General features: G+C 63.6%; 8 protein-coding genes. 7 read left to right on the top strand and 1 reads right to left on the bottom strand.

Annotated features, from left to right (window positions below):
• The first annotated feature begins 16 nt into the window (after positions 1-16).
• From J1777_RS07450 to J1777_RS07425, 6 genes are all read left to right on the top strand, one after another.
• Positions 17-2,206, top strand: coding sequence for a heavy metal translocating P-type ATPase (locus J1777_RS07450; RefSeq protein WP_017513344.1), 2,190 nt, complete (start codon positions 17-19; stop codon positions 2,204-2,206).
• Between the two features lie 253 nt (positions 2,207-2,459).
• Positions 2,460-3,626: an efflux RND transporter periplasmic adaptor subunit gene (locus J1777_RS07445; RefSeq protein WP_338404869.1), complete on the top strand. Its 1,167-nt coding sequence runs from the start codon at positions 2,460-2,462 to the stop codon at positions 3,624-3,626.
• Positions 3,623-6,799 (top strand): efflux RND transporter permease subunit, encoded by a 3,177-nt coding sequence (locus J1777_RS07440; protein WP_012614062.1) that lies wholly within the window; start codon positions 3,623-3,625, stop codon positions 6,797-6,799. Before J1777_RS07445 ends, J1777_RS07440 begins: the two co-directional genes overlap by 4 nt.
• A 20-nt stretch (positions 6,800-6,819) precedes the next feature.
• Positions 6,820-8,325: an efflux transporter outer membrane subunit gene (locus J1777_RS07435; protein WP_003821143.1), complete on the top strand. Its 1,506-nt coding sequence runs from the start codon at positions 6,820-6,822 to the stop codon at positions 8,323-8,325.
• A gap of 49 nt (positions 8,326-8,374) precedes the next feature.
• On the top strand, positions 8,375-8,761 hold the full coding sequence (locus tag J1777_RS07430) for a MerR family transcriptional regulator (protein WP_015912830.1): 387 nt from the start codon (positions 8,375-8,377) through the stop codon (positions 8,759-8,761).
• A gap of 79 nt (positions 8,762-8,840) precedes the next feature.
• Positions 8,841-10,022: an MFS transporter gene (locus tag J1777_RS07425; RefSeq protein ID WP_012614063.1), complete on the top strand. Its 1,182-nt coding sequence runs from the start codon at positions 8,841-8,843 to the stop codon at positions 10,020-10,022.
• A 163-nt stretch (positions 10,023-10,185) separates the two neighbouring features.
• Here the strand turns inward: J1777_RS07425 and J1777_RS07420 are convergent, their stop codons facing one another.
• Complete coding sequence (locus J1777_RS07420; protein ID WP_017638772.1) at positions 10,186-10,758, bottom strand: TetR/AcrR family transcriptional regulator; 573 nt, start codon at positions 10,756-10,758, stop codon at positions 10,186-10,188.
• Positions 10,759-10,880: 122 nt separating this feature from the next.
• Between J1777_RS07420 and merA the strand changes: the two genes are divergently transcribed.
• Positions 10,881-12,335, top strand: a complete 1,455-nt coding sequence (merA, locus tag J1777_RS07415; RefSeq protein WP_003821139.1) for a mercury(II) reductase — start codon at positions 10,881-10,883, stop codon at positions 12,333-12,335.
• Positions 12,336-12,866: the final 531 nt, after the last annotated feature.

Raw genomic sequence — 12,866 nt, 5'->3', positions numbered from 1 at the left:
GCCCCCCAACGTGTCCATGCGCGTCGAGGGCATGGACTGCGCCAGTTGCGTCGGCAAGATCGAAACGGCGCTCGCTCGCATGGATGGCGTGTCCGATGCCCGCATAAACTTCACCGCAGAAACGCTGGAATTGACGCTCGCGTCTGGCGGCCCCACGCAGCTCGGCCACATCGAGAAGACCATCAAGAGCCTGGGCTTCGGCGTCTCCGACGTGCGCCGCCATGATGGCTCAGCACCCGCGGCCCCAGCAGCAGCATCGACGGCGCGCCATCAGCGCTGGTGGCAGACGAAGAAAGGCAAGCACGTGCTGGGCCTGGGCGGCCTGATGGGCTCGGCCTACGCGATCGCGCAGTTCGTTCCTGGCTACGCTGAATGGATCTTCGCCGCTGCGGTGATCGCGGGCGTGCTGCCGTTCGCTCGCAAAGCCTTCGCGCTGGCTGTGTCAGGCTCGCCGTTCTCTATCGAAACGCTGATGGTCGTCGCCTCGCTGGGCGCGCTCGTGATAGGCGAGGCCGAGGAAGCTGCTGCCGTGGTGTTCCTGTTCGCGATCGGCGAGCTGCTGGAAAGCGTGGCCGCCGGCCGCGCGCGCGCCGGCATCAAGGCGCTGGCCTCCCTGGTGCCTAAGACGGCGGTACTGCTCGATGCCGCGGGCGGGCAGCGCGAAGTGCCCGCCGCTTCCCTGCGCGTGAGCGACCGCGTGCTGGTGCGCCCTGGTGACCGGGTGCCTGCGGACGGCAAGATCCTCCGCGGTGAAAGCAGCCTGGACGAGTCGCCTATCACCGGCGAGTCCGTACCGCGTCAAAAGGCTATCGGTGCCGACGTGTTCGCCGGCTCCATCAACGTCGATGGCGTGCTCGAAGTACAAGTCGAGAAGACGGCATCGGACAACACCATTTCTCGCATCATCCAACTGGTGGAGCAGGCGCAGTCCTCCAAGGCGCCCACGGCTCGCTTCATCGAAAAGTTCAGCCGCTACTACACCCCTGCCGTCATGGCCATCGCGGCGTTGATCGTGGTGGTTCCGCCACTTGCCATGGGTGGCGACTGGGGTACCTGGCTGTACCGCGGCCTCGCACTGCTGTTGATTGCCTGCCCATGTGCGCTGGTGCTCTCCACACCGGCGGCCATCGCCTCGGGCCTTGCGGTGGCCACGCGACGGGGCCTGCTGATCAAGGGTGGCAACGCGTTGGAAACCATCGGCCGCGTGCGCGCCATTGCCTTCGACAAGACTGGCACGCTGACCGAGGGCAAGCCGCGCATCACCGAGGTCCTGCCCTTCGGGCTGTTCAAGCATCAACAGGTCCTTGCGCTTGCCGCCGCTGTCGAGTCCGGCTCAAACCATCCCTTGGCGAAGGCCATTGTCGCCCATGCCAAGAGCCTGGACGTGGCGATTCCCCAGGCCACGGGCGCATCGGCCATTGCCGGCAAGGCGGTGCGCGCCACCGTGAACGGCAGTGCGCTCGCTGTCGGATCGCCCGCCCATGCGGAACAGACGGCCACGCTGACAGCCGCGCACCGCAGGGAAATCGACAAGCTGGAGGATGGCGGCAAGACCGTGGTGGTCCTGTTCGACGAAGCCAGCAAGAACGTTCTGGGCCTGCTGGCCCTGCGCGACGAGCCCCGCCGCGACGCGCGCGAAGGCGTGGCCCAGCTCAACGCCATGGGCGTGCGCTCGGTCATGCTGACCGGCGACAACCGCCGCACCGCGCAGGCGATCGCCGGCAAGCTGGGCATCGAGTGGGAGGCCGAGCTGCTGCCGCAGGACAAGCTGCGCTTGGTCAACGAGATGAAGCGTGATGCCAAGGTGGCGATGGTCGGCGACGGCATCAACGACGCGCCGGCCCTGGCGACCGCCGACGTGGGTATCGCCATGGGCGGCGGCACGGACGTGGCGCTGGAAACCGCCGATGCCGCGCTGCTCAAGAGCCGCGTCACGGACGTGGCCCACCTGGTGGCCCTGTCGCGGGCGACGATGGCCAACATTCACCAAAACGTCGTATTCGCCATTGGCCTCAAGGGCTTGTTCCTGGTCACCACCGTGTTGGGTATCACCGGCTTGTGGGTTGCCGTGCTGGCCGACACCGGCGCCACGGCCCTGGTCACGCTGAACGCACTGCGCCTGCTGCGCTTCAAGGGCGCGCCGGAGGCCAACCACGGCGACGACGCCGGGCGTCCCACCACCTTGTCCGTGCCGTCTGCCCGCTGAGGCAACAAGAGGGCTTGACCTTGCCGTCGTTGTAACGCCTAGCCTCCACACAAATGTCTGCAGAGCGCTTCGGAAGGGCCGGAGTCCTGCATCCAAGAAAGGGTCACTTCCATGCGTAAAAAAATCAGAATCATTGTGGTGGCAGGCGTCATCGCAGCCGTCGGGGGGGATAGCGATCGCTGCCCGCGACGCCAAGGACGAGGGCAAGGCCGCGGCGCCCCCGGCGGGCGCGCCGATGGCGCCGCAGGTGCCCGTGGCCGAGGTCATTACCCGCACGGTCGCGCCATCGGCCGAGTACACCGGCTTCCTGGCCGCGCCCAAGACCGTCGAGCTGCGCTCGCGGGTCGGCGGCGCCGTCGATGCGGTGAGCGTTCCCGAAGGTAGCCTCGTGCGCAAGGGCCAACTGCTGTTCCAGATCGACCCGAGGCCGTTCCAGGTTGCGCTCGACACGGCCGTGGCGCAACTGCGTCAGGCCGAGGTGCTGGCCAGCCAGGCCCAGGCCGACTTTGACCGCGCCGAGCGCCTGGTGGCGACCGGCGCCGTCGCGCGCAAGACCTATGACGATGCCGCCTCCGCACGCAACGCGCGCCAGGCTCAGGTGCAGGCGGCTAAGGCCGCCGTTGCTGCGGCTCAGCTGGACCTGTCCTACGCCCGCGTCACTGCGCCCATCGCCGGGCGCGTCGACCGCGTGCTCGTGACCGAGGGCAACTTGGTCAGCGGTGGCGGCGCCGGCGCGGCCACGCTGCTGACCACGATCGTATCCATCGACCCGTTGCACGTGTACTTCGACATTGATGAGGCCACCTATCTCAACGTCGTCAGCCGCTCGCGGCCCGCTGCGGGCGCCGGTAGCAAGGCTTCGCTGCCCGTGCAGGTCGGGCTGACCACGGACAAGGGTTTCCCGCACAGGGGCGCGCTCGACTTCGTGGGCAACACCATTGACCGAAGCACCGGCACGATCCGCGCGCGCGCCGTTGTGCCCAACCCGGATGGGCGCATGGCACCCGGCATGTTCGCCCGGGCCAAGCTGTCCACCGGCGCGGCGCGCGAGGCCGTCCTGATCGACGATCAGGCCGTGGGCACCGACCAAGGGCGCAACTACGTGCTGGTCGTGGGCGAGAACAACCAGGCCCAGTACCGGCCCATCGAACTGGGGCCGGTGGTGGACGGGCTGCGCGTCATCAACGGCGGCCTGCAGGCCGGTGAGAAGATCATCATCAAGGGCCTCGTGCGCCCCGGCATGGCGGTCACGCCGCGCATGGTGCCCATGCAGGCGCCCGCGGCACCGGCCGCCGGCGCGACCGGCGCGACCAAGGCTGCGGCAAACGCTCCGGCTCCCGCTGCGGCGCCTGCCAAGGCCGGTGGCGCGGACCCCGCCAAGGCTGACGGCGCGGCCGGCTCGGCGGAGGCCCGCAAATGAATTTCCCCCGCTTCTTCATCAACCGGCCGATCTTCGCCATCGTCCTGTCGGTGCTGATGCTGATCGCGGGCGCGATCAGCTATTTCCAGCTCCCCCTGAGCGAGTACCCCCAGGTCACGCCGCCGACGGTGCAGGTCACCGCCAGCTATCCCGGCGCCAACCCGCAGGTGATCGCCGACACCGTGGCATCGCCGCTGGAGCAGGCGGTCAACGGCGTGGAAGGCATGATGTACATGCAGTCCCAGATGTCCACGGACGGGCGGATGGTGCTGACCATCTCGTTCGAGCAGCACATCGACCCCGACGTCGCGCAGATCCAGGTGCAGAACCGCGTCTCACGCGCGCTGCCCCGGTTGCCGCCCGAGGTCCAGCGCATCGGCGTGGTCACCGACAAGACCGCGCCCGATATTCTCATGGTGGTGCATATGCTCTCGCCGGGGGACCGCTACGACCCGCTGTACGTGTCCAACTACGCGATGCTCAACGTGCGCGACGAACTGGCGCGCCTGCCGGGCATCGCCAACGTGATCATCGGCGGTGAAGGCGAGTACGCAATGCGCGTCTGGCTCGACCCCGAGAAGGTCGCATCGCGGGGCATGACCGCCAGCGATGTGGTCGCCGCCATCCGCGAGCAGAACGTGCAGGTCGCAGCCGGCTCGATCGGCCAGCAGCCGAATGCGTCGGCCGCCTTCCAGGTCAGCGTCAATGCGCTGGGGCGCCTGACCACCGAAGAGCAGTTCGGCGACATCGTGATCAAGGCCGGCGCCAACGGCCAGGTGACCCGCCTGCGCGACGTCGCACGCCTGGAACTGGGCTCGGACAACTACACCATGCGCGGCCAGCTCGACGGCGAGAACGCGGTCGGCCTGCAAATCCTGATGACGCCCGGCTCCAATGCCCTGGACACGTCCAGCGCGGTGCGCGCGACGATGGAGCGGCTGCAGGCCAAGTTCCCCGAAGGCATCGAGTACAAGATCGCCTACGACCCCACAGTCTTCGTGCGCGCCTCGCTCCAGTCCGTCGCCGTCACGCTGCTGGAGGCCATCCTCCTGGTGGTGATCGTGGTGGTGCTGTTCCTGCAATCTTGGCGCGCGTCGATCATTCCACTGATCGCCGTGCCGGTCTCGCTGGTCGGCACGTTCGCGGTGATGCACATGTTCGGCTTCTCGCTGAACACGCTGTCGCTGTTTGGCCTCGTGCTCTCCATCGGCATCGTGGTGGATGACGCCATCGTGGTGGTGGAGAACGTGGAGCGCCACATGGCGCTGGGCGAATCGCCCAAGGATGCGGCGCGCAAGGCGATGGATGAAGTGACTGGCCCGATCCTGGCCATCACCTCGGTGCTGGCAGCGGTCTTCATCCCCTCGGCGTTCCTGTCGGGGCTGCAGGGCGAGTTCTATCGCCAGTTCGCGCTGACCATCGCGTTCTCGACCATCCTGTCGGCGATCAACTCGCTTACGCTGTCGCCAGCGCTGGCCGCCATCCTGCTCAAGCCGCACCACGGCGCGGCCAAGCCCGATCGTCTCACGCGCATCATCGACGGCGTGTTCGGCGGCTTCTTCCGCCGCTTCAACCGCTTCTTCGATCGCGCCTCGAATTCCTACGTCGGGGGCGTGCGCCGCGCGGTGCGCGGCAGCGCCATCGTGCTGCTGCTCTACGTCGGCTTCCTGGGCCTGACCTGGCTGGGCTTCCACAAGGTGCCTGCGGGCTTCGTGCCGGCCCAGGACAAGTACTATCTCGTGGGCATCGCCCAGCTTCCGACCGGCGCCTCGCTGGATCGCACCGAGGCGGTCGTCAAGGAGATGACCAAGATCGCACTGGCTGAGCCGGGCGTCGAGAGCGTGGTGGCCTTCCCGGGCCTGTCGGTCAATGGACCGGTGAACCAGCCGAACACCGCGCTGATGTTCGCCATGCTCAAGCCCTTCGATGAGCGCAAGGACCCGTCGCTGTCGGCCTTCGCCATCCAGGGCAAGCTCATGGGCAAGTTCAGCCAGATCCCGGACGGCTTCGTTGGCATCTTCCCGCCGCCGCCGGTGCCGGGCCTGGGTTCGATGGGCGGCTTCAAGCTGCAGATCGAGGACCGGGCGGGCCTGGGTCCCGAGGCGCTTGCGCAGGCACAGGGCCAGATCATGGGCAAGGCCATGCAGGCGCCCGAGCTGGCGAACATGCTCGCCAGCTTCCAGACCAATGCGCCGCAGTTGCAGGTGGACATCGACCGGGTGAAGGCCAAGTCGCAGGGCGTATCGCTGACCGAGGTGTTCGACACCCTGCAGGTCAACCTTGGCTCGCTCTACGTCAACGACTTCAACCGCTTCGGTCGCACCTACCGGGTCATGGCCCAGGCCGATGCGCAGTTCCGCATGCAGGCTGAGGACATAGGCATGCTCAAGGTGCGCAATGCAGCGGGCGACATGATCCCGCTGAGCGCGATCGCGACCATCGAGCGCAGTTCCGGCCCCGACCGGGTGATGCATTACAACGGCTTTCCCTCGGCCGACATCAGCGGCGGGCCAGCGCCGGGCTACTCGTCCGGCCAGGCCACCGCCGCGATTGAGAAGATCGTGAGCGAATCGCTGCCGGACGGTATGACCTACGAATGGACGGACCTGACTTTCCAGGAAAAACGGGTTGGCAACACGGCGATCTACATCTTCGCGCTGGCGGTGCTGCTCGCCTTCCTGTTCCTGGCGGCCCAGTACAACAGTTGGTCGCTGCCGTTCGCTGTGCTGCTGATTGCACCCATGGCGCTGCTCTCGGCGATCGCCGGCGTCTGGCTCTCTGGGGGCGACAACAACATCTTCACGCAGATCGGTTTCGTGGTGCTGGTCGGCCTGGCTGCCAAGAACGCGATCCTGATCGTGGAGTTCGCCCGCGCGAAGGAAAGCGAAGGGGCCGATCCGCTGGCAGCCGTGCTCGAAGCCGCGCGCTTGCGGCTGCGCCCGATCTTGATGACGTCGTTCGCCTTCATCGCTGGCGTGGTGCCGCTGGTGCTGGCCAGCGGTGCGGGCGCCGAGATGCGCCACGCCATGGGCATCGCGGTGTTCGCCGGCATGCTGGGCGTGACGGTATTCGGCCTGGTGCTGACGCCGGTGTTCTACGTTGTGGTGCGCAAGCTGGCGCTGCGCCGCGAAGCGCGCCATGCCCGTGGCGGCATGACCGACCAGCACGCATGACGGCCAGGAGGACATACGACATGAAAACATCTTTCGCATTCACACGACCCGCCAGGACGCTGGCGCCGCTCGCCCTCGCGGCGGCGCTGGCTGGCTGCTCCATGGCACCGAAGTATGACCGGCCCGCAGCGCCGATCGACACGGCCTATCCCTCGGGCGCGGCCTATGTGGAACTGGCGGCCGCGACGCCCGACGACGCGATCACGGCCGAGATCGGTTGGCGGGACTTCTTCCGCGACCCGCTGCTGCAGCAGTTGATCGGCATTTCGCTGGAGAACAACCGCGACATGCACAAAGCCGCGCTCAACGTGGAGGCGGCTCAGGCGCTGTACCGTATCCAGCGTGCCGAGATGCTGCCGAACCTGGGCGTTTCCGCCCGCGGCGCGTCAGAGCGCGTACCGGCCGACCTCAGTACCACGGGGCAAAGCGACGTGCTCCGGCGCTACGACGTGGCCGGGGTGACGGCCGCCTGGGAGCTGGACCTGTGGGGCCGCATCCGCAGCCTCAACGACCGGGCGCTGGCGTCCTACCTGGCCCTCGACGAGACCCGCATCGCCACGCAGATGAGCCTGGTGTCCGAGGTGGCCAGCGCCTACCTCACGCTGCGCGCCGACCAGGAACTGCTGCGCCTGACGAGCGACACCCTCGCCACACAGAAGCGCTCCTATGACCTGACCACCCAACTGGTGGAAGCGGGAAATTCCACGCAGCTCGACCTGCGCCGCGCGGAGATCGCGCTGCGCACCGCCGAGGCCAACCGCGCCGCCTACACGCGGCAGGCGGCCAAGGACCGCAACGCGCTGGTGCTGCTGCTGGGCCAGCCGCTGACGCCGGAGCTGTCCCGGCAGCTTGACGAGGCCGTGGCGCTGCCGGACGACATCGTGCCGACCGACCTGCCGAGCGGCCTGCCGTCCGAACTGCTCGCGCGTCGGCCGGACATCCGCGCCGCCGAGCAGATGCTGATCGGCGCCAACGCCAACATCGGCGCGGCGCGGGCCGCGTTCTTCCCGACGATTAGCCTCACGGGCTCGGCGGGCACGGCCAGCGCTTCGCTGGACGGCCTGTTCGATTCGGGCTCGCGGGCCTGGAGCTTCCTGCCGCAGATCACGCTGCCCATCTTCCGCGGCGGCGCGTTGCGAGCCAATCTGGACGTGGCACAGGTACAAAAGAGGATCGAAATCGCCAACTACGAGAAGTCTATCCAGGCGGCCTTTGCTGAGGTGGCTGACGGCTTGGCGGGCAAGCGCACGCTTGATGAGCAGATCCGCTCGGAGCAGCTCCTGGTAGCGGCTAGCCAGAAAGCCTACCAACTAGCCGAGCAACGCTTCCAGGAAGGCGTGGACGACAACCTCACCTTGCTCGATGCGCAACGCACACAGTACGGTGCGCAGCAGACCCTGGTGCGCACGCGCCTGACGCGGCTGAACAACCTCATCCACCTCTACAAGGCGCTGGGTGGCGGCTGGACTGAGCACACGGTGCAATCGGGCGCCACCGGGCAACCATCCGCCCGGTCGCCGGGATAAGGGCTATGCGCAACGGCGGCGTTCCCCATCGTTGCGCACGGAGAACCGGATGAGGATCGGTGAACTTGCGCGCTTGACGGGCACCCCCCCGGAGAACATTCGGTTCTACGAGCGGGAGGGCCTGTTGCAAGCCCCGGAGCGGTCACGCAACAACTATCGGCGCTATGGCCCGGCCCATGTCGAACGGCTTCACCTGATTCGCAACTACCGTGCCTCGGGAATCGGCCTGGATGACGTGCGCCGCCTACTGGGTTGGGCACATGAGGGGTTCCTGGAACCTGAGCTGCTAAGGCAGGCTGTCCAAGGCCATCTCGCCTGTGTTGAGGAACGCATGGAGCAACTGATCCAGGTGAAAGAGCACCTGCTCGCATTGGCCCTGCACGGTGCTGCTTCCGCCGGGGCTTCCGAGGATGGACCGGCTCGCGATGGTTCGTGAGCATCGCATGTCCATATAACTGAATATATATTCATGCGTGTAATATTTCCGGCCAGACAAACGAATAAGAAAGACGCCCATGACCGACCAGAGCATCACGCGCCGAAACATCGGCGTTCTCACCGCCGCGCAGGCGCTCGGCGGCGCCAGCGCGCCCATCGTGATGTCGCTGGGTGGGCTGGTCGGCCAGCAGCTTGCCAAGAATTCGGCCTGGATCACCTTGCCCGTGAGTCTGTTCGGCCTGGGTCTTGCCATCGGCACCTTGCCTGCCGCCTTCATCATGCGGCACCATGGCCGCCGCAACGGATACGTGGTGGGGGTCGGCTTCGGCGTGGCCTCGGGCCTGATCGCCGCGTTGGGCATCATGCTGGCCTCGTTCTGGATCTTCTGCGCCGGCACCTTCCTGGCGGGCTTCTACGGCGCGTATGTGCAGAGCTACCGCTTCGCAGCCGCCGACACCGCCGAGGACGCGCTTAAGGCCAAGGCCATTTCCTGGGTCATGGTGGGCGGTCTCGCGGGCGCCATCATCGGGCCGCAGTTGGTGATCTTCACGCGCGATGCGGTAGCGGGCACGCCCTACGTTGGCAGCTTCCTCAGCCAGGCGCTGCTGCCGCTGATCGCCTTGCCGATCCTGCTGATGCTGCGCACGCCGAGCCAGACCCAGGCCGAAGCAGTCGCCGATAGCGGTCGGACGGTGCTGCAGCTCTTGGCGATGCCGCGCTATCTGCTGGCCGTGGCTGCGGGCGTGGTGTCCTATGGGGTGATGGCGTTCGTGATGACGGCCGCGCCGGTGGCGATGGTCAACCACGGGCATTCGGTGGACAACGCCGCCCTAGGAATACAGTGGCACCTGCTGGCGATGTTCGGGCCGAGCTTCTTCACCGGGCGACTGATGGTGCGCTACGGCAAGGAGCGCGTGACCGCCGTCGGCATGGTGCTGCTCGCCGCCTCCGGGGTGGTGGCCCTGGGCGGGCTCGGCCTGTCCCACTTCTGGGGCTCGCTGGCGCTGTTGGGCATCGGCTGGAATTTGAGTTTCATCGGCGCCACGGCGATGGTCACCGACTGCCACACCCCGGCCGAGCGGGGCAAGGCGCAGGGCATGAACGACTTCTTCGTCTTCGCCGCCACGGCGGCCGTGTCGTTCCTCGCGGGGTCGATCCTGCACAGCTCGGGCTGGCAAGCGGTCAACTGGATGATCTTCCCGGCCTTGGCGCTGATCTTGGTGCCGCTGCTGTGGCAGGGGCGGTACGGTTGCAACTGACTTGACTTGGGGCATTGATCGAGGACTGGAAGCCGATAAGTGGCCCGTTCCGGCACTACACGACTTGTCTCCACTGCTGAAACTTCGGAAAGCTACTTTGCCGTTCCACCTTTATTGATGGTCAAAGAGTTGTATGGACAGATGAATTTAGTTAGTTAGTTAGTTAGTTAGATTTATCAAGAAGCAGTTTAACCACGGCTTTGGCTTTGCGAGCAGCGTGCAGATCTCCAAGAACGTGAGCCTGAATAATCGCCCCTTCAAGCAACATAGCAATTGTTTCAGAGATTTGAACTATCGATTCTCTGGACGTTATGACAAGTGAAGTGTGGTGTGTGATCCATCGCAGCATAGCCTCTTTGTTTCGGGCGCAAAGCTTATGTATATCATGATCCGGATTGCTGAATTCGGCGCTGACATTAATGAAATAACAACCCAAGAAAAGTGGCTTGGATTGATCGAGACCCTGAAACAGATCGTCAAAAGCATCAAGCATGGCATACAAGGCGTCCCTACCTGGCGTCGCTTCGTGCAAACGCAAATCGAGCCAAGAGAAATACTGCTGATCACAATATTCGACGGTCGCAGCAATTAGATCTTCCTTGCTGGAGAAATGGTTATATAGCGTTTTCTTGGCAATGCCGGACTCTTCAAGTACCCGATTGATGCCAACAGCATGAATGCCGTACTTATAAAAAAGGTTAAAGGCAGTTGCGACTAACTGTTCTTTTTTGTCCATGATGTTATTCATCGTTGTGAGGATTCATACGCGACATGTTGACACAAGGAGACAGGGTTGTCTACAATCCCTCAAGGAGACCGATCTGTCTCTTTCTTTGCAATTTCCTTGAGGCTTCTTTTATGAACACGACAACAGCGGCTTCCGCACAACAGCCCTCCGTCATCTATGATCTAGTCACGATAGGTTCCGGTTCGGCGGCTAGAGCCGCAGCGAACGAAGCACGTAGGCTCGACAAAACAGTCGCCATGATCGAACAGGGGTTGGCAGGAGGGACCTGTCTCAATGTAGGATGCGTTCCTTCAAAGACGTTGCTTGCGGCGGCTTCTGCTCGCATGTCTGCTGCGCATGGGAAGTTCCCAGGTATAGCGACCTCGGCCGGGCCTGTCGACTTGTCTTTGCTTGTCAGAGATAAAGATCAAATGATCGGGCACTTCCGGCAGTCTTTCCATGTACAAGCACCCAAGGATGCAGGTATTGCGGTATTTCGCGGCAAGGCGACCTTTGTAGCGTCAGATGAGCCAGATATCGTAGCGCTCGTCGTCGCGGACTCAGACGGAAACACAAACCTGGTGTACGCCAAGCAGGTACTGATCGCCAGTGGGGCAGCGCCATTCATTCCTTCCATTCCTGGCCTCAGTGAGGTGGACTTTCTCACTTCCGGCTCGGCCATGTCCCTTGAGCAGGTGCCTGAGTCCATGCTGGTCGTCGGCGGCAATGCGATCGGTCTGGAGCAAGGTCAATTGTTCGCTCGACTGGGCAGCAAGGTTGAAGTGGTCGAGATAGCTCCTCGAATTGCACCGTTCGAGGATCCCGCGATTTCTGCGGCACTGGAGCAGGCGCTGTCAGCGGAGGGCATCATGTTCCATACTGGCGCCAATCTGACAAACGTCGTACCACACGAGAGCGGGGTGCTTGCAACTGTCGTCGCCGAAGGACGTACTCAGCAAATTTTCGCCCATAAGATTCTCATAGCGACGGGGCGCCGTCCGGCAACTGAAGGACTCAACTTGGATGCTGTCAATGTGTCCAGGGGCGATCGAGGCGAAATAATTGTGGACGAACATCTGCGAACCTCAAATCCTCGCATCTGGGCAGCGGGCGATGTCACTGGTATGGCTCAATTAGTGTATGTCGCTAGTGCGCAGGGGACCGTGGCCGCGAGCAATGCTCTGGGCAACGAGCCTCGGTCCCTAGACTACACCGCCTTGCCCCGCGTCATTTTCACGTCGCCCGAGATGGCTGCTGTCGGCATGACTCCTATGCAGGCTGAGGCGGCCCAAATTGCCTATGATGTTCGTGAAATTCCGGTTTCCTTTGTTCTACGTGCTATTGTAAGTCGTCACGACAAAGGGATAATCAAGATGATATCCGAGCGTGAGACAGGAAGGATTCTGGGTATTCATATGGTAGGCGAATCTGCTGGAGAGGTTATTGCAGCTGCAACCTATATTATCTCCGCAGGACTTACGGTTGACCAACTTGCAAAACAGTGGTCTCCGTACTTCACTATGGCGGAGTCGCTTAAAAACGTAGCAAGCAGTGCGCCAACTTTGGAAGATTCGGCTAATGGCTAAATCTTATTATTACTATGCGCTTAAATTTCAAGGGATCGTTTCAGGGTAAAGTTTCCTGATGTGAGCATGTTTGAGTTTTTTGCTATGGCGGGATCGCTCAATGGGCTTCCCGCCTTTTTTGTGGTGAATCATTAAAGAATTTGCCGATCTTGAATATATGCATAAAAACTCAGGGGGTGCCGTTCAGTCTGTTGACGAGAAAGATAGGATTCTTTTACTGAGAAATTCCCGTCAGAACTTCAATTTATCTTCTCTAAATTTGAAAGGTTGTCAGGCAATTCATGCGCGATGAGTAGACACGCTGGCCTGCTTCAGTGCCCCCGAGTACTGCGACCAGAAGGAAAGGGGTTATTCGTTTCATAGTTCGATTTCCTGCTGTGGGCTACTGCTTCGCAGCCGCCGTCACCGCCGAGGACGCGCTTAAGGCCAAGGCCATTTCCTGGGTCATGGTGGGCGGTCTCGCGGGCGCCATCATCGGGCCGCAGTTGGTGATCTTCACGCGCGATGCGGTAGCGGGCACGCCCTACGTTG

Origin of the sequence: Comamonas denitrificans (assembly GCF_017368815.1) — a bacterium.
GTDB classification, from domain to species: domain Bacteria; phylum Pseudomonadota; class Gammaproteobacteria; order Burkholderiales; family Burkholderiaceae_C; genus Comamonas; species Comamonas denitrificans.
The sequence above is the reverse complement of the archived record's forward strand: the minus strand, read 5'-3'. Positions and strand labels throughout refer to the sequence as shown.

Coding starts and splice junctions, on each gene's coding strand:
- J1777_RS07450 (WP_017513344.1), top strand. CDS start 17: ATGCGCGTCGAGGGCATGGACTGCGCCAGTTGCGTCGGCAAGATCGAA.
- J1777_RS07440 (WP_012614062.1), top strand. CDS start 3,623: ATGAATTTCCCCCGCTTCTTCATCAACCGGCCGATCTTCGCCATCGTC.
- J1777_RS07435 (WP_003821143.1), top strand. CDS start 6,820: ATGAAAACATCTTTCGCATTCACACGACCCGCCAGGACGCTGGCGCCG.
- J1777_RS07430 (WP_015912830.1), top strand. CDS start 8,375: ATGAGGATCGGTGAACTTGCGCGCTTGACGGGCACCCCCCCGGAGAAC.
- J1777_RS07425 (WP_012614063.1), top strand. CDS start 8,841: ATGACCGACCAGAGCATCACGCGCCGAAACATCGGCGTTCTCACCGCC.
- J1777_RS07420 (WP_017638772.1), bottom strand. CDS start 10,758: ATGGACAAAAAAGAACAGTTAGTCGCAACTGCCTTTAACCTTTTTTAT.
- merA (WP_003821139.1), top strand. CDS start 10,881: ATGAACACGACAACAGCGGCTTCCGCACAACAGCCCTCCGTCATCTAT.